Here is a 15,764-nt window from a genome sequence, read left to right as displayed (position 1 = left end):
GGTGTGGGGATCTGTCGTCAATCTACGAGGAATGCGCGGGCCCGGTCCGCGAAACGCGCAATCGAGCCGAGGCGGTCAGCGCACCGCGGCGGTGCCGGGCTGCCCGGAGCTGATTCGCACGATGGGCAGCACCAGCGCGGCGGGGGAGTGCGCCGGGACCACCGGGCGCTCCGGGGCGACCGGGGCGACCTGGCGGTACTTCTCGTCCTGCGGCGGCCGCTGATCGGCCTCGCCCCTGTTCGGCCAGTACGCGGCGGCCCGCTCGGCCTGCGCGGTGATGGTGAGCGAGGGGTTGACGCCGAGGTTGGCGGAGACGGCGGCGCCGTCCACCACGCTCAGCGTCGGGTAGCCGAAGACCCGGTGGTAGGCGTCGATCACGCCGTGCTCGCGGTCCGCGCCGATCGGCGCGCCGCCGAGGAAGTGCGCGGTGAGCGGGATATTGAAGACCTCGCCCCAGGTGCCGCCCGCCACGCCGCCGATCTTCTCCGCGACCCGCCGGGTGACGTCGTTGCCCGCCGGGATCCAGGTCGGGTTCGGCTCGCCGTGCCCCTGCCTGCTGGTGAGCTTGCGGCCGAAGAGCCCGCGCGTGGTGTAGGTGGTGATGGAGTTGTCCAGGTGCTGCATGACCAGCGAGATGATGGTGCGCTCACTCCAGTTCCGCACGCTCAGGAAGCTGAGCAGGGTGAGCGGGTGCCGCAGCGCCACCCCGAGGAAGCGCAGCCAGCGCGGCACCCGGCCGCCGCCGTCCACCATGAGCGTCTGCAGCAGCCCCATGGAGTTCGAGCCGCGGCCGTAGCGCACCGGCTCGATGTGCGTGTCCGGGGTGGGGTGGATGGAGGAGGTGATGGCGACGCCGCGGGTGACGTCCAGGTTCGGGTCCACCCTGCGGGTGGCGGCGCCCACGATGGACTCGGAGTTGGTGCGGGTCAGCTCGCCGACCCGGGGGGAGAGCTCGGGCAGCGTGCCGGTGTCGCGCATGGCGTGCAGCAGCTTCTGGGTGCCGAGCGTGCCCGCGGCCAGCACCACCTGCTTGGCGGAGTAGGTGCCCGGCCGCTTGCGCAGCCAGGCGCCGGTGCGCTCGGTGGTGACGTCCCAGGTGCCGTCGCTGTGCGGGCGCAGCGCGGTCACCGTGGTCAGCGGAATCACCTCGGCCCCCGCCTTCTCCGCGAGGTAGAGGTAGTTCTTGACGAGGGTGTTCTTGGCGCCGTGTTTGCAGCCGACCATGCAGTCGCCGCACTCCAGGCAGCCGGTGCGCTCCGGGCCCGCGCCGCCGAAGTACGGGTCGGGCACCGTCTCGCCGGGCTCGCCGAAGAACACCCCGACGGGGGTCTGCACGAAGGTGTCGCCGACGCCCATGTCCTCGGCGACCTGCTTGAAGATCTCGTCGGCCGGGGTCATGTGCGGGTTCTGCACCACGCCCAGCATCTGCTTGGCCCGCTCGTAGTACGGGGTCAGCTCCGCGCGCCAGTCGGTGATGTCGCGCCACTGCGGGTCCTGGAAGAACGGCTCCGGCGGCACGTACAGGGTGTTGGCGTAGTTCAGCGAGCCGCCGCCGACGCCGGCGCCGCCGAGGATGAGCACATTGCGCAGCGGGTGGATGCGCTGGATGCCGTAGCAGCCGAGCTTGGGCGCCCACAGGAACTTGCGCAGGTCCCAGCTGGTCTTCGGCAGCTCGTCGTCCTCGAAGCGGCGCCCCGCCTCCAGCACGGCGACCTTGTAGCCCTTCTCGACCAGCCGGAGCGCGGTCACGCTGCCGCCGAACCCCGAGCCGACGATGAGCACGTCGTAGTCGGTCGTCCGCTGGTCCATGGGCTGCTCCTCGATCCGGGCGAGTAGTGACGGAAGCAACACTACTCCCCGGTAGCTTCTACGCGAAACTCCCGGTTACACCTTTCTCTCGGAGCCGCGTCACCAGGCCACCGGGAGCGCGCGGGGCCCGCGCACCAGCAGCCCGTGCTTCCACGGCACCTCCGCGACCGGGACGGCGAGCCGCAACCCGGGGAAGCGCGCGAGCAGCCCGCCGAGCGCGGCCCGCAGCTCCAGCCGCGCCAGCTGGGCGCCGAGGCAGTGGTGCACCCCGTAGCCGAAGGCGATGTGCGGGTTCACCTCCCGGCCCAGCTCCAGCTCCCCGGCGGCGGCGAACACGGCGTCGTCGCGGTTGGCCGAGCCCATGTGCACGAGCACCGGGTCGCCCGCGCGGATGCGAACACCGCTCAGCTCCACGTCCTCGGTGGCGATCCGCGCGGAGCCCGCGCCACCGGAGCCGAGCTGGACGAAGCGCAGCAGCTCCTCGATAGCGGCGGGCAGCAGCGCCGGCTCGGCCCGCAGCCGCCGCCATTCGCCGGGGCGGGTGAGCAGCGTGTAGACGAAGTTGGCGATCTGGTTCGCGGTGGTCTCGTGGCCCGCGATCAGGATGGTGATGCCGAGGTTTACCAGCTCCGCCTCGCTGAGCCGGTCGTCCTCGTCGCGGGCCAGGGTGAGCGCGCCGAGCAGGTCGCCGGTGGGGTCGGCGCGCCGCAGGGCGATCACCTCGGCCAGGTAGCCCTCCAGCTCAGCGCGGGCCGCGGCGATCTGCTCCCGGGTGCAGGCCGTGGTGGAGAGGATCGCGTCGGAGAAATCGCGGAAGCGGTGCTGGTCGGAGTCGGGGATGCCGAGCATCTCGCAGATGACGGCGACCGGCAGCGGGAGCGCGAGGGCCCGCACCAGATCGGCCGGGGCGCCGTCGCGCTCCATCCCGGCGAGGCAGCCCGCGACCAGCTCCTCGACGCGCGGCCGCAGCTGCGTGACCCGGCGGCCGGTGAACGCCTTCGCCACCAGCTTGCGCAGCCGGGTGTGCTCCGGCGGATCCATGGTGAGCAGCCCGTTGGCGCGCGGCGGCTCCGGGGTCGAGCGCGGGATGTCCTCCCGGTCGACGGTCGCGGTCCGGCTGAAGCGGCGGTCGTTGAGGACCAGCCGGACGTCCTCGTAGCGGGTCACCAGCCAGCCCTCGCCGCCATGCGGCAGCTGGACCCGGGAGACGGGCTCCTCCCGGCGGAGCGTGTCGATGCGGGGGTCGAGTTCGAGCCGGACAGGGTCGCCGAACGGGTAGTGGCGAACCTGGCTGTCGACGGTCATGCGCTCTCCTCGGTGCGGAAAGTCGGTCGCGAAACGCCTGATGTAAGCGAGCGCTTACAATTTCACGGTAGGCCGGTGCCCCGCCGCCGTCAACAGCGGAATCGATTAGCGCGGTGGGAAATCGAGGTCGGCGCGCTCCAGGACGGCCCCGGTCGCGCGCAGCACGAGCTCGGCCACGGCCGCCGGCTCCGCGGAGGCGAGCGGCTCGCGGCCGTGCACCGAACGCACCAGCGCGATGCCGAGCAGCCAGGCGAGCAGCAGATCGGCGCGGAGCTCCCCGTCCGGGGCGTCGGTGAGCGTCGCGAGCGCGCGGGCGTACTCGTCGCCGAGCTCGCGCTGGATCAGCAGCGCGCCGTCCTCCCGGTCCGCGGAGCGCAGCGCGGTGACCAGCCAGTCGCCCTGCGCGGCCGAGCCGTCCGGGTCGAGGACGGCGGCGAGCAGCCGGGCGGGCAGCGACGCCGCGGCGCCGTCGTCGAGCAACCGCTGCCCGCGATCGGTGAAGGCGGCGCGGAAGAGCTCGGCCTTGGTGCCGAAGTAGCGGAACAGCAGCGCCTGGTTGACCCCGGCCGCCGCCGCGATGGCGCGCACCGAGGCGCGTTCGTACCCGCGCTCGGCGAACAGGGTCCTGGCGGCGGACAGCAGCGCGGCCCTGGTCGCCGCCGCGTCCCGGCGCCGGACCGGCGCGGTCTCCTCCGACGTCATCCGTCCTCCTTCGTGCTCCGGCCCGAGCCTAGGCCGGGGTGCGACGAATCGGGCAAAGGGCGCGCGTATCCGAGTGCGGTGCTCACCGGAGTTGACACTGCTCTCCGAAGACGGTCAGGCTGGGGTCATGGCCACACCCCGCGACCGCGCCAGGGCGCAGACCATGACCGACATCGTGGAGATCGGGCGCAGGCACCTGGCAGCCGACGGCGCGGCGGCGCTCTCGCTGCGCGCCATCGCCCGCGACCTCGGCGTCGTCTCCTCCGCGGTCTACCGGTACGTGCGGAGCCGCGACGAACTGCTCACCCTGCTGCTCGTCGACGGCTACACCGCGCTCGGCGACGCCGTCGACGCCGCGCTCGCCGCCGGCCCCGGCGACCCGGTGCCCGCGCTGCGCGTGCTCGGCCGCACCCTGCGCGGCTGGGCGCTCGCCGAACCCGCCCGCTACGGCCTGCTCTTCGGCACCCCGGTCCCCGGCTACCACGCGCCCGCCGAGCAGACCGTGCAGTCCGGCACCCGGCTCATCGTCACCCTGATGCGGCTGCTCGCCGCGGCACACGAGGCGGGCGTGCTCACCGAACCCGCCGGCGTGCCCACCGCCTCGCCCGCGCTGCGCGCCGACTTCGCGGCCATCCGCGCCGAGTTCGGGCTGCCGCTGCCGGATTGGCTCATCGCTCGCGGCACCGCGCTGTACGCCGGGCTGATCGGCGCGGTGAGCGCCGATGTCTTCGACATGTACGGGGCGCGGACCTTCGCCGACCGCGCGGAGCTCTTCGAATTCCAGCTGGACGGTCTGCTCGGGATGGTCGGCGCGGACCCGGTTCGCCGCGCCGCCCGCGCACCCGTCGCGGAATAGTTACTATTCCGCTATCGGGCAGGCGTGGGCGGCCCGGGTCGGGGAAAGGCGGGGTTCATGGTCACGATGGCACAGCTGCGGGCGGTGCTCGCCGTTCTGAACGTGCAGCCCGACGAGCCGGGGGTGCTGCGCCCGGTGGATCCGGATCACGGTGTGGAGCAGGCGAAACTGGCCGGTCTGGTGCACCGGGTGCTCGGCGACGAGGTGCGCCGGGTGATCGGCACCGCCGCCGACCCGGACCAGCGCGAACGCCGCTGGAGTGCCGCCGCGGACGAGCCCCCGCCCGCCGCCGAGGTGACCGCCGAGCGCGCCCGGTTCGACGCGCGGCAGCTCAGCAACCGTATCGAGGTGCTCGCCGCCGACGCCGCCGCCGAGCCGGTCCCGGTGCTGCTCGACGCCGCCGCGCGGGCCGCCGACGCCGCCGCGGTGCTGGTGCAGCTGAGCAGGCACCCGCTCGGCGCCGAGACCGAGACGCTCTGGCGCGCCGCGCTCGACGACCTCGCCGCCGCCTACCACCTGATCAACGACGAGCACGAGGAGCTCGCCGCCACCGCGACCCGGCCGCTCGGGGGCGCGCTCACCGCACCGTGACCACCCGGCTGTGCCAGCCGGTGGAGCCGTCCGGGAAGGGGCGGGCGCGGGCGTCGGTCTGGGTGGCGCCGGTGCGGTCGGTGGCGCGGACCCGCAGGGTGTGCGTGCCCGGCGCGGCATCCCACGCCCAGCGCCACTGCCGCCAGGTGTCGATCGAGCACTCGGCCGCGAGCTCGGCCCGCTGCCACGGCCCGCTGTCCACCTGCAGCTCGACCCGGTCGATGCCGTGCCGCTGCGCCCACGCCACCCCGGCGACCACCACCGGCCCGGCGTCCACGGTGGCGAAGGAGGCCGGGACGTCGATCCGGGAGGAGGTCTTGATCGGGGCCTCGGCGGCCCAGCCGCGGTCGGTCCAGTAGGCGGTGGCGCGGTCGAAGCGGGTGAGCTCGAGGTCGACCACCCACTTGGTGGCGGAGACGTAGCCGTACAGCCCCGGCACCACCATGCGCGCCGGGTAGCCGTGCGCCACCGGCAGCGGCTCGCCGTTCATGCCGACGGCCAGCAGGGCGTCGCGGCCGTCGGTGAGCGCGGCCAGCGGGGTGCTCGCGGTGAAGCCGTCGACGCTGGTGGAGAGCACCATGTCGGCCTCGGGGCGCGGGCCCGCCGCGGCGAGCAGGTCGGCGAGGCGGTAGCCGGTCCAGGTGGCGGTGCCGAGCAGGTCGCCGCCGACCTCGTTGGAGACGCAGGTCAGGGTGAAGGTGGACTCGGCGGCGGCGCGGTCGCGCAGGTCGTCGAAGGTGTACTCGACCTCGCGCTCGACCAGGCCGTGGATGCGCAGGCGCCAGTCCGTCGAGGTGAGCGCCGGGAGCTGAAGTGCGGTGTCCACGCGGTAGAAGCCGCCGTTCGGCGTGGTGAACGGGGAGATGCCCGGTATCGGGAAGGTGACGTCCGGCGCGATGGGCGGTGCCGGGCGGACGGGCCGGGGGAGCACGAACCCGGCCCGGTCGGCGGCCACATCCCGCAGCGCCCGGCCGATGTACTGCCCGGCGGCGTAGGTGGCGACCGCCAGGGCGCCGACCCCGGCGGCGATCCCGAGAAACCCGCGCCGCGAGTGGTTCCCGGCGGAATCGCGCGGCGCCCGCTCGCCCGCTACCGGTGCCGCGGCGGTAGTGGCGTCGCCCGCCTCCGGCGCCGCGTCGGTGCGATCCGCTCGCGGCCGGGCGGCGTCGCCCGTCTCGCGCGCGGCGGCATCGTCGGCTGCTTTCGGCGGCACGGCCGTGTCGTCGGGGTGCGACCGGGTGGCGCCCACGCCGCCCGCACGCGTCGTACCGTGCACGTTCCCGCCCGCGGCCCGCATCAGGACCCGCAGGGCGAGAACTCCCGCCACCACCCCCAGCACCGCGGGCAGCGCGAAAAGCGCTGTCGCGCCCGGCCGCTGCAGGGCGGCCCCGACCACCACCAGCCCGAGAACGACGAGCAGCCCGCACCCCGCGTACCGGAACCTGCGCTCCAGCAGCCCCGCGACGGCGGCGAGCAGCACCATGACCACCGCCATGCTCGCGAAGAGCACCAGCTTGTCACTGCTCCCGAACTCCCGGATGGCGAAGTCCTTGAGTTCCCGCGGCGTCCGATCCACCATCCCCGCCCCGGTGGCCAGGAACGGCGAGGCGGCCGGAGCGACCACCGCCGCCACCAGGTGCCCCACGCCGAGGACCGTTCCCGCGGCGAGAACGCCGGAGAGCGCGGCCGCGGCCCGGCCGGGGGTGTGCTGCTCGGTCGCGGTCATCGCGCCCTCCAGATCGTCTCGAATGCCGGAGGAGTTCGATCCCGCGCCCCGCGCGGACGGGTCAGTCCATGACCATGGCCGCGATCGGGCTTCCGCTCGGCGCCCGCGACCCGCCCGTGGGCTCCACCGTGACGGCGATGGTGTCCGCGGCCGAGTACCGGGCGATGACCTCGCCGGAACCGGGCACCACCGCGTCCGGCAGCGGATCGCCGCCGGGGTGGATGATCCAGAGCTGGTAGTCGCGGTCGGCGGGCAGCTCCGGCATGGCGGCGAAGGAGATCGCCGCCGCCCCGAGCGAACTGGACGAGTTCACCGTGATCGAGCCGCCGCTCGGCACCGCCACCGTCGCGGCGCGCGCGTCCGGCTGCTCCAGCACCGTCGCGGCGGTGATCCGCGGATCCGGCGACCCGGCATCCCGGCCGGCCAGCACGGCGCCGCCGACCACCGCGGCCACCAGCACCGCGGCCGCCGTGGCCAGCCACCCGAGCCGCTTCCCGGAGAACCGCCGCGCGCTGCGGATATCCCGCACGCCCTCGGCGTGCAGCCGGTCCAGCGCGGCCAGCAGCCGCCCCTCCAGCTCCGGCGGCGGCGCGACGGCATCGACCGCGGAGAGCTCGGCGAGCACCTCGTGGGTCCGCCCCACCGCGTCGGTGAACTCCGCGGCGAGCGCCGCGTCGGCACCGGCGACCCGCTCCTCGATGGCGGCGCGCTCGCGCGGGTCGACGGCATCGAGGGCGTAGAGCGGGGCGAGGTCGAGCAGGTCCGCCTCGTCGCGGTCGGTGTCAGGCATCGCTGGTCTTTCCGGTCAAGCAGGTCTCCAGCCGTTTCAATCCGTCCCGGATCCGGCTCTTGAGGGTGGGCAGCGGCACCGCGAGGTGGTCGGCCACCTCGCGGTAGGTGCGGCCGGTGTAGTACGCGAGCCCGACCGCCTCGCGCTGGGTGGCGGTGAGCGTCTCCAGGCAGCGCAGCACGGCCTGCTCGTCGAGGCGCTGCCCGACCTCCTCGGCCACGCTGTCGTGCGCGCGGCCCAGGTGGGCGTGGCCGTAGACGGAGTCCCGGCTGGCGGCGTTCTGCTCGGTGCGCACCCGGTCCACCGCGCGGCGGTGGGTGAGCATCATGAGCCAGCCGATCGGGCTCGCCTTGCTCTCGTCGTAGCGCGCCGCCATCGACCAGGCCTGCAGGTACACCTCCTGGGTGACCTCCTCGGCGGCGGCGTGGCTGCGCAGCACCCGCACCGCGAGCCCGAAGACCCGGTGGCTGGTGTGCCGGTAGAAGTCGGTGAAGGCATTCCGGTCGCCGCCGGCGACGGCGGCGAGCAACGCGATGAGCTGCCGGTTCTGCGCGACGGTGGCCGCGCGGCCCTCCGGGTCGGCGGGGCATGCCGGATCCTGGTCGCCGGTGTCGGCGCTGTGCAGGCGAATCGGCGCGAACGCCGGTTCATTGGTCATGGTCGTGTCCCTGTCCGCATGACTGGCTTTCGACATGCCTCGGTGCTCGGATGGGTTCCGGCTGGAATGTACTCCCCGGCGTGCGCGGAAACACGGAACCGGGCGATCTCCGCGAAAGACCGCCCGGTCCTGAAGTGCACGTCAGAGCGAGCGCGCGATGATCTCCTTCATAATCTCGTTGGTGCCCGCGTAGATCATCTGCACCCGGCTGTCCGCCCACATGCGGGAGATCGGGTACTCGGTCATGTAGCCGTAGCCGCCGAACAGCTGCAGGCACTCGCTGGCGACCTCGAGCGCGCGCTCGGTGGTCCACCACTTGGCCATGGCCACGGTGGGGATGTCCAGCTCGCCCTTGATGTGCCTGACCACGCAGTCGTCGGTGAAGACCCGGGCCACCCGCGCCTCGGTCGCCACCTCGGCCAGCTTGAACTTGGTGTTCTGGAAGCCGAAGACCGGCCGCCCGAACGCCTCGCGCTCCTTGACGTAGCGCAGCGTGTGCTCCAGCGCCGTCTCCATGCCCGCCACCGCGCCCACCGCGATGATCAGCCGCTCCTGCGGCAGCTGCTGCATGAGCTGCACGAAGCCTTGGCCCTCGGCCGCGCCGAGCAGGTTGGCGACCGGCACCCGGACGTCCTCGAAGAACAGCTCCGAGGTGTCCTGGCCCTTCTGCCCGATCTTGTCCAGCACCCGCCCGCGCCGGAACCCGGCCCGGTCCGCCTCCACGAGCACCAGGCTGATGCCGGCCGCGCCCTGGCTGACGTCGGTCTTGGCGACCACGATGATCAGGTCGGCCTGCGAGCCGTTGGTGATGAAGGTCTTCGAGCCGTTGATGACGTAGTCGTCGCCGTCGCGCAGCGCCTTGGTCTTGACGTTCTGCAGGTCCGAGCCGGTGCCGGGCTCGGTCATGGCGATGGCGCCGACCACCTCGCCGCTGGCCATCTTCGGCAGCCAGTGCCGCTTCTGCTCCTCGGTGCCGTAGTGCAGCAGGTAGTGCGCCACGATGCCGTTGTGCAGGCTGGCGCCCCACGCGGTGTCGACGACCCGGGCCTGCTCCTCGATCATGACGGCCTCGTGCGCGAAGGTGCCGCCCCCGCCGCCGTACTCCTCCGGGATGGAGAGGCACAGCAGCCCCAGCTCGCCGGCCTTGTTCCAGAGCTCGCGGTCGACGTGGTGCTGGGCGAGGTACTTGTCGATGTTCGGCGCGACCTCCTTGTCGTAGAACGCGCGCGCCAGCGAGCGCAGCGCGTCCAGGTCGTCGTCCATCCACACGGACCGGTAGGCGGCCATCGGGTTCCTTTCGTTCTTCTGTAACCGTGGATAACGGGTACAGGGTGTCCCAGCGTCACTGTAGTGCCCGTCACTCGCCGCCGTCGAGTGCGCTAGCCTTTTCCGGCATGACCAGAGGACGCGCCGACACCACCGGCACCCGCCGGGCCGCCGCGCCCTCCCCGGTGCGCGCCGAGCGCCGCCGCGCGCTGGTCGATGCCGCGATCGCCGCCATCAGCGAGCACGGCCCCGACGCGCTGACCGGCCAGATCGCCGACCGCGCGGGGCTGGCCAGGACGCACTTCTACCGGCACTTCGCCAGCAAGGAGGAGCTCGACCTGGCGGTCGCGCGGCGCGCGCACGAGGAGCTCACCGAGCGCATCCGCTCCGCGCTCGCCATCGACGGCACCCCGCTCGACGTCATCCGCGCGCCGATCGCCGAGCACGTCGCCTGGGCGGGGGAGCACCCGAACCTGTACCGCTTCCTGCTGCGCCGCAACTACTCCCGCGGCGCCGAGGAGGAATCCAGGATCGGCGGCAGCGCCTTCGCCTCGGAGATCTCCGAGGCGGCCGGGCGCTACATTCCGCGCTTCGGCACCGACCGCGCCGCCGCCGACCGGCTGGTGGTCGCGCTGCTCGGGCTGATCGACGCCTCGGTGCGCTGGTGGCTGGCGCACGGCGGCTGCACCGAGGCCGAGCTGGTCGAGCTGCTCACCGCGGAGTCCTGGCTGCTGCTCGATCGCCGGCTGCGCGCGCTCGGCATCGAGCTGGACCCCGATGGCCCGCTGCCCCTGCCCTGACCAGGGCGGGGATCACAGCGCGGCGGGCGCGTAACCGCAGGTGCGGCGGGTAGCCAAGCCAGCAGGGGCGTGGTGCCCCGGTCCGCGGCGAGTGCGCAACCGGACCTCCCGACGGAAGGTGAACGCGCGTGCGGTGTGTGGTGTTCGGAGCGACCGGGTACATCGGCGGCCGTCTGGTGCCGGAATTGCTGAAGGCGGGGCACACGGTCCGGGTCCTGGCCCGCACCCCGGGCAAGCTGGCCGACGCGCCCTGGCACGACGAGGTCGAGGTGGTGCAGGGCGACGTCACCAGCGCCGGTGACGTCGCGCGGGCGCTGGCGGGCCAGGAGGTCCTCTACTACCTGGTGCACTCGCTGACCCGCGCGGATTTCGACACCGTCGACCGCAAGGCCGCCGAGCTCGTGGTCCGCGCCGCCGCCGAGCAGGGGCTGTCGCGCATCGTCTACCTGGGCGGCATCACCCCGGCCGGGCAGGATCTCTCCCGGCACCTGGCCTCGCGCGCCGAGGTCGGCCGGATCCTGCTCGACGGCCCCGTGCCCGCGCTGGTGCTGCAGGCGGCGGTGATCCTCGGCTCCGGCTCGGCCAGCTTCGAAATGCTGCGCTACCTCACCGAGCGGCTGCCCGCCATGGTGACGCCGCGCTGGGTGCGCAACCGGATCCAGCCCATCGCGGTCCGCGACGTGCTCTACTACCTGACCCGCGGCGCCGAGGTGGCGCCCGAGGTGCGCGGCGCCTTCGACATCGGCGGCCCCGACGTGCTCAGCTACCTGGAGATGATGCGCCGCTACGCCCGGGTCGCCGCGCTGCCGCGCCGGGTGATCGTCCCGGTCCCGGTGCTCACCCCGTGGCTCTCCGCGCAGTGGGTGAACCTGGTGACCCCGGTGCCGCGCGCCATCGCGGTGCCGCTGATGGAGTCGCTGATCAACGACGTGGTCTGCCGCGACCACGCCATCGCCGAGCACATCCCCGACCCGGCCGACGGCCTCGTCGGCTACGACCACGCGGTCGAGCTCGCGCTGGCCAAGATCCGCGACCTCGACGTCCCCACCCGCTGGTCCGACGCCGACGCGGGCACCGCGCCCTCGGATCCGCTGCCCACCGACCCGGAGTGGTCCGGCGGCTCGCTCTACCGCGACGAACGCTCGCTGGCCACCCCGGCCGACCCGCAGACCGTCTGGGCGGTGGTGGAGGCGATCGGCGGCGAGCACGGTTGGTACTCGTTCCCGCTGGCCTGGTCGGTGCGCGGCTGGATGGACCGGGTGGCGGGCGGGGCCGGGCTGCGCCGCGGCCGCCGCGACCCGCACCGGCTGCGCGAGGGCGAGGCGCTGGACTGGTGGCGGGTCGAGCACCTGGAGCGCCCGCACCTGCTGCGGCTGCGCGCCGAGATGCGGGTGCCCGGCCGCGCCTGGCTGGAGCTGCGGGTCGAGCCGGACGGCACCGGCGCGGTCTACCACCAGCGCGCGCTCTTCGAGCCGCACGGCCTCGCCGGGCACCTCTACTGGAAGGCCATCGCGCCCTTCCACGCGGTGATCTTCGGCGGCATGGCCCGCAATATCACCGGCGCCGCCGAGGCCACCGCGTCCTGAACGAGCGAAGGCGGGTGCCCACCGGGCACCCGCCTTCCGCCGTCCGCGCGCTACTGCGTGGAGAGACAGCCCTGGAAGGTCTGGAAATCGCCGGCGAAGGCGAGCCCGCCCGAGCAGGTCGGCCGGTTCACCCCGTCCACCACGACGGTGGCGCCGGGCCCGGCGATCCCGATCGAGAGCCCCGGCCGCACGCCGAGGGTGATGACGCTCGCGCCCGGGCCGAGCGCGACGGCCGCCGGAGCCGACAGGTACCCCGATTCCGAGGTGGCCGCGCCGCCGTTCTGCGCGATGGCCAGGGAGAGCCCGGCGGCATTGGCGTCGGCGTCCGCGGTGCCGCCGGCGCCGATGGCGAGCGCCGCCGAGCCGCCGACGCTCTCCGACGCGCACGAGGCATCGGCGGCGGTGACGGCGCGCACCTCGCCGCCGGAGGCCGGGCAGGTCGCGGTGTCGGCGTTCGCCGCGGGCGCGGCGAGCAGGGCGCAGGCGGCGGCCGCACCGGCGCCGGCGAGCACGGCCGCGGCGCGGCGCATGGGAGAGGTTGTCATGGTCGTTCCTCCTGGGTCGTACGGAACAGGTGACTCAGTAATGACGCGAAATCGACGCGTCAAACGACCTGTTTTCCGTCCGGTGCACCGCTGCGACCTGCGGAAACCGAGTGATTCGACAGGCTGGGGCACCCGGATGGGTTTCGGCCCCCGGTCCGGCCGACGGCGTGCATCAGCGCCGGGTGAGCTCGTCGAAGTGGGTTCGCATGGAATCGATCAGGGTGCTGAACACCCGGTGCGCGGCGGCCAGGTCCTCGTCCGGCAGCGCCGCCATGGCGGCTCTGGTGCGGGTGCCGAGCGGGGTGAAGAAGCCGCGCGCGACGTCCATGCCGTGATCGGCGTAGCGCAGCAGCACCTTGCGCCGGTCGGCGGCGTCGGTGTCGCGGCGGATGTGCCCGGACTCGATCATCCGCTCCACCAGGTAGGTCACCGCGGCGGTGGAGATGCCGAGCAGCTTGGCCAGCCGCCCCGCGGTGACCGGGTCGCCCTCGATATCGGCGGTCGCGATGTGCATGAGGGCACGGAAATCGGTCGGCCGCAGTTCGTTGGCGCGGGCGAAGACGTGCCCCAGCTGCTCCGAGACCGCGGTGAGCGCGCGCAAGTCGGCGGAGATCTCGGACTCCAACAGCTCGCGCTCGCTCTCCTGCGGCACGCGCTCCTCGGTCATCCCCGTCGATCCTTTCCAACCACCCGGAAAGGGCCAGCCTAGCCGAGCGGTGCGGGGCCGACCGCCTCAGCGCGGGACGGTGACCGGCTCGGCGCAGCTGGCGCCGCCGTCGACCAGCGAGCACGCCGCCGGGTCGCGGGTCGGCAGGTAGCCGGGCGGGGTGCCGTTCGCGCGGATCAGCTCGGTGTAAGCGGGCACCGCGTCGGTGGGGCGCCTGGTGAGCGCGGGGTCGGTCAGCACGTCCACCGTGTAGAGCCCGAAACGCGGTGCGTAGCTGCCCCATTCGTAGTTGTCGGTGAGCGTCCAGTAGTTGTAGCCGATCACGGGCATGCCGTCGGCGACCGCGCGCTGCAGCCAGTAGACGGTGTCGCGCAGGTTGTCGGCGCGGGTGTAGCCGTCGGCGCGCGGCTTGCCGTTGTCGGTCGGCAGGCCGTTCTCCACGATGTAGAGCGGCTTGCCGGGGAACTGGCGGGCGTAGTGCCGCAGCGCGTAGTAGATCCCCTCGGGCTCGAGCGGGTTCTGCCAGAGCTTCTCGAAGTCGTACGGGGTGCGCAGCGCGGCGGGGGAGAGGCCGTAGTAGTAGTCGATGCCGATGTAGTCGAGCGCGCCGCCGATCCGCTCCAGCAGGGCACCGTTGACCGCGCCGTCGACCGCCGGGATGTAGGCCGCGTTGCTGGTGACCATGGCGCCGGGCTGCACCCGGTGGATGTGCTCGTAGATCGCCAGGTGCGCCTGCGCGATCTTCTCCTGCATGACCGGGACGTCGGTCGCGGGCAGGGTCCCGTGCTGCACCTCGCGCAGCAGGTAGACCGCCGGCTCGTTGAAGGTCACCCAGAGCGGGTCGGCGGCGGCGTAGCGGTCGACCACCGTGCGCGCGTTGGCCAGCCAGTTCGGCACCATCTCCGGATCCGCCCAGCCGCCGCGATCGGCCTGCCAGCCGGGGTACACCCAGTGGTCGAGGGTGATCATCGGCCGCATCCCTGCCGCGCGGATCGCCCCAACCACCTCGTCGTAGAACCGCAGCCCTGCCTCGTCCCACACCCCCGGCCGGGGCTGCACCCGCGCCCACTCGACCCCGATCCGATACACCTGTACCCCCAGCCCCTTCGCCAGCGCGATGTCCTCGCGGAAGCGGGTGTGGAAGTCGATGGAGTCGCCGTACGGCTCGTGCCGGCGCGCGGCGTACCGCGACCAATTGCTGTCCGGCGCATGACCTTCGGACTGGAAACCGGAGGAGGCGACGCCCCACAGGAAGTCGCGGGGCAGGGGAGCGGGTGCCCCGGGTTCGGCTCCGGCCTGCGGGGGAGCGAACAGGAGCAGGGCGATGAGGACGGCCACGATACGCATCGCGGATCAGCGTAACTGGTCGATCGTCCGAATGTGTCTAGAATTGTGGTACCTAGATATGCGCATCTAACTATCTATCCCTCACCTTCTCGAAAAAGAACAAAGACGGCAAGGATCAGGACGGGAAATGCGCCCAGCGCTGGGCGATTCGGGCGCAGGCGCGGACCAGCTCCGGCGGCCGGACCTCGGTGAGATCGGTGTCGAAGGTGGCCAGGATTCCGGCGATGCCCGCCCAGGACCACGCGCCCAGCGTCAGCCGGCAGTGCCCGGCGTCGAGCTGTTCCACGACCGACCCGCCGGGCGCCCACCGGGCGACCACCGCGGCGGGCAGGGCGAGCCGCGCCGACCCGCGGCACTGCCAGGCGGCCGGGGTGTCGCCGCGGTCGGGGCTGGTCATGACGAAGGTGGCGACGTCGCCGGGTAGCTCCCGCACCGGGAACGGTTCGGTGGTGGCGCGCGGGAGCAGCCGGTCCACCCGGAGCACGCGCCAGCCGTCGTCCCAGGCCACCAGGTACCAGCGCGCCGCCCACACCGCGAGGTGGTGCGGTTCGATGCGCCTGGCGGGGGTGAAGTCGGGGTCGCCGGGGCCGGGCCGGGTGCCGTCGGCGCGCAGTGTCTCCACGATGAGGACGTGGCTGCGCCGGACGGCGGTGCCGACCGCGGCGAGTGCCCGCGGGTCGATGGGCGGCGCCGGGAACTCCCAGTAGTTGCGCAGCTGGGTGAGGCGCAGCGTGCCCATGGCGGCGCGCAGCCGGGGCGGCATGGCGCGGGTGAGGGTCTCCAGGGCGCGGGCGGTGTCGTCAGCGAGGCCGAAGACGGTGGCGGGCGCGGTCTGCAGCGCGACCGCGACGGCGAGCGCCTGGTCGTCGTCGAGCAGCAGCGGCGGCAGGGTGGTGCCCGCGCCGAGCCGGTAGCCGCCGCCGGGGCCGCGCACGGTGGTGATGGCGTAGCCGAGCTGCCGGAGGGTGTCGATATCGCGGGTGACGGTGCGCGGGCTGACCTCGAGCCGCTCGGTGAGTTCGGGGAGCGACCAGTGCGGGCGCGCGGCGAGCAGGGAGAGCAGGTGCAGGGCGCGCCGTGAGGTTGTTGCCACGGAATTCATGGTGCGCGCGGTAG

At 73.4% G+C, this 15,764-nt stretch carries 15 protein-coding genes; 4 read left to right on the top strand and 11 right to left on the bottom strand.

Annotation, left to right across the window (positions count from 1 at the left end):
* Positions 1-75: 75 nt before the first annotated feature.
* The 3 genes from AB0H71_RS05285 to AB0H71_RS05275 all read right to left on the bottom strand — a co-directional run bounded on the left by AB0H71_RS05285 (position 76) and on the right by AB0H71_RS05275 (position 3,816).
* Positions 76-1,809, bottom strand: a complete 1,734-nt coding sequence (locus tag AB0H71_RS05285) for a GMC family oxidoreductase (protein WP_357015045.1) — start codon at positions 1,807-1,809, stop codon at positions 76-78.
* Positions 1,810-1,908: 99 nt separating this feature from the next.
* Positions 1,909-3,114, bottom strand: coding sequence for a cytochrome P450 (locus AB0H71_RS05280; protein ID WP_357015044.1), 1,206 nt, complete (start codon positions 3,112-3,114; stop codon positions 1,909-1,911).
* A gap of 105 nt (positions 3,115-3,219) precedes the next feature.
* Positions 3,220-3,816 carry a TetR family transcriptional regulator gene (locus tag AB0H71_RS05275; protein ID WP_357015042.1) on the bottom strand — a complete coding sequence of 199 codons (597 nt, stop codon included), beginning with the start codon at positions 3,814-3,816 and terminating at the stop codon, positions 3,220-3,222.
* A gap of 127 nt (positions 3,817-3,943) precedes the next feature.
* Here AB0H71_RS05275 and AB0H71_RS05270 point away from each other — a divergent pair, with 127 nt between their 5' ends.
* Positions 3,944-4,672, top strand: a complete 729-nt coding sequence (locus AB0H71_RS05270) for a TetR/AcrR family transcriptional regulator (RefSeq protein WP_357015040.1) — start codon at positions 3,944-3,946, stop codon at positions 4,670-4,672.
* Between the two features lie 57 nt (positions 4,673-4,729).
* Complete coding sequence (locus AB0H71_RS05265) at positions 4,730-5,263, top strand: hypothetical protein (RefSeq protein WP_357015039.1); 534 nt, start codon at positions 4,730-4,732, stop codon at positions 5,261-5,263.
* Here the strand turns inward: AB0H71_RS05265 and AB0H71_RS05260 are convergent.
* The 4 genes from AB0H71_RS05260 to AB0H71_RS05245 all read right to left on the bottom strand — a co-directional run bounded on the left by AB0H71_RS05260 (position 5,250) and on the right by AB0H71_RS05245 (position 9,724).
* Positions 5,250-6,989: a molybdopterin-dependent oxidoreductase gene (locus AB0H71_RS05260; RefSeq protein ID WP_357015037.1), complete on the bottom strand. Its 1,740-nt coding sequence runs from the start codon at positions 6,987-6,989 to the stop codon at positions 5,250-5,252. The genes AB0H71_RS05265 and AB0H71_RS05260 overlap by 14 nt on opposite strands.
* A 61-nt stretch (positions 6,990-7,050) precedes the next feature.
* Positions 7,051-7,779 (bottom strand): anti-sigma factor, encoded by a 729-nt coding sequence (locus AB0H71_RS05255; protein ID WP_357015036.1) that lies wholly within the window; start codon positions 7,777-7,779, stop codon positions 7,051-7,053.
* A complete protein-coding gene (gene sigK, locus AB0H71_RS05250) occupies positions 7,772-8,437 on the bottom strand; it encodes an ECF RNA polymerase sigma factor SigK (protein WP_357015035.1) in 666 nt (221 codons plus the stop codon). The genes AB0H71_RS05255 and sigK overlap by 8 nt, the downstream gene beginning before the upstream one ends.
* Before the next feature lie 141 nt (positions 8,438-8,578).
* On the bottom strand, positions 8,579-9,724 hold the full coding sequence (locus AB0H71_RS05245; protein ID WP_357015034.1) for an acyl-CoA dehydrogenase family protein: 1,146 nt from the start codon (positions 9,722-9,724) through the stop codon (positions 8,579-8,581).
* 107 nt (positions 9,725-9,831) lie between these two features.
* Between AB0H71_RS05245 and AB0H71_RS05240 the strand changes: the two genes are divergently transcribed.
* Positions 9,832-10,503 (top strand): TetR/AcrR family transcriptional regulator, encoded by a 672-nt coding sequence (locus tag AB0H71_RS05240; RefSeq protein WP_357015032.1) that lies wholly within the window; start codon positions 9,832-9,834, stop codon positions 10,501-10,503.
* 140 nt (positions 10,504-10,643) lie between these two features.
* Positions 10,644-12,089 carry an SDR family oxidoreductase gene (locus AB0H71_RS05235; protein WP_357015031.1) on the top strand — a complete coding sequence of 482 codons (1,446 nt, stop codon included), beginning with the start codon at positions 10,644-10,646 and terminating at the stop codon, positions 12,087-12,089.
* 50 nt (positions 12,090-12,139) lie between these two features.
* On the opposite strand, the gene AB0H71_RS05230 is transcribed toward AB0H71_RS05235, so the two are convergent.
* From AB0H71_RS05230 to AB0H71_RS05215, 4 genes are all read right to left on the bottom strand, one after another.
* Positions 12,140-12,634: a DUF6764 family protein gene (locus tag AB0H71_RS05230; protein ID WP_357015030.1), complete on the bottom strand. Its 495-nt coding sequence runs from the start codon at positions 12,632-12,634 to the stop codon at positions 12,140-12,142.
* 172 nt (positions 12,635-12,806) lie between these two features.
* Entirely contained in the window at positions 12,807-13,301 is a 495-nt protein-coding gene (locus AB0H71_RS05225) for a MarR family winged helix-turn-helix transcriptional regulator (protein WP_357015029.1), read from the bottom strand.
* Positions 13,302-13,367: 66 nt separating this feature from the next.
* Positions 13,368-14,648 (bottom strand): family 1 glycosylhydrolase, encoded by a 1,281-nt coding sequence (locus AB0H71_RS05220; protein ID WP_357015028.1) that lies wholly within the window; start codon positions 14,646-14,648, stop codon positions 13,368-13,370.
* Between the two features lie 115 nt (positions 14,649-14,763).
* Positions 14,764-15,741 carry a WYL domain-containing protein gene (locus AB0H71_RS05215; protein ID WP_357015026.1) on the bottom strand — a complete coding sequence of 326 codons (978 nt, stop codon included), beginning with the start codon at positions 15,739-15,741 and terminating at the stop codon, positions 14,764-14,766.
* Between the last annotated feature and the right edge of the window lie 23 nt (positions 15,742-15,764).

Origin of the sequence: Nocardia sp. NPDC050697, assembly GCF_040654395.1 — a bacterium.
Classification (GTDB): domain Bacteria; phylum Actinomycetota; class Actinomycetes; order Mycobacteriales; family Mycobacteriaceae; genus Nocardia.
This window is presented reverse-complemented; position numbering and strand designations above follow the sequence as displayed.

What these genes read in the sequence shown, in the direction of transcription:
- AB0H71_RS05285 (WP_357015045.1), bottom strand. Translation starts at nt 1,809, where the DNA reads ATGGACCAGCGGACGACCGACTACGACGTGCTCATCGTCGGCTCGGGG.
- AB0H71_RS05255 (WP_357015036.1), bottom strand. Translation starts at nt 7,779, where the DNA reads ATGCCTGACACCGACCGCGACGAGGCGGACCTGCTCGACCTCGCCCCG.
- AB0H71_RS05280 (WP_357015044.1), bottom strand. Translation starts at nt 3,114, where the DNA reads ATGACCGTCGACAGCCAGGTTCGCCACTACCCGTTCGGCGACCCTGTC.
- AB0H71_RS05245 (WP_357015034.1), bottom strand. Translation starts at nt 9,724, where the DNA reads ATGGCCGCCTACCGGTCCGTGTGGATGGACGACGACCTGGACGCGCTG.
- AB0H71_RS05225 (WP_357015029.1), bottom strand. Translation starts at nt 13,301, where the DNA reads ATGACCGAGGAGCGCGTGCCGCAGGAGAGCGAGCGCGAGCTGTTGGAG.
- AB0H71_RS05240 (WP_357015032.1), top strand. Translation starts at nt 9,832, where the DNA reads ATGACCAGAGGACGCGCCGACACCACCGGCACCCGCCGGGCCGCCGCG.
- sigK (WP_357015035.1), bottom strand. Translation starts at nt 8,437, where the DNA reads ATGACCAATGAACCGGCGTTCGCGCCGATTCGCCTGCACAGCGCCGAC.
- AB0H71_RS05270 (WP_357015040.1), top strand. Translation starts at nt 3,944, where the DNA reads ATGGCCACACCCCGCGACCGCGCCAGGGCGCAGACCATGACCGACATC.
- AB0H71_RS05265 (WP_357015039.1), top strand. Translation starts at nt 4,730, where the DNA reads ATGGTCACGATGGCACAGCTGCGGGCGGTGCTCGCCGTTCTGAACGTG.
- AB0H71_RS05275 (WP_357015042.1), bottom strand. Translation starts at nt 3,816, where the DNA reads ATGACGTCGGAGGAGACCGCGCCGGTCCGGCGCCGGGACGCGGCGGCG.
- AB0H71_RS05220 (WP_357015028.1), bottom strand. Translation starts at nt 14,648, where the DNA reads ATGCGTATCGTGGCCGTCCTCATCGCCCTGCTCCTGTTCGCTCCCCCG.
- AB0H71_RS05230 (WP_357015030.1), bottom strand. Translation starts at nt 12,634, where the DNA reads ATGACAACCTCTCCCATGCGCCGCGCCGCGGCCGTGCTCGCCGGCGCC.
- AB0H71_RS05260 (WP_357015037.1), bottom strand. Translation starts at nt 6,989, where the DNA reads ATGACCGCGACCGAGCAGCACACCCCCGGCCGGGCCGCGGCCGCGCTC.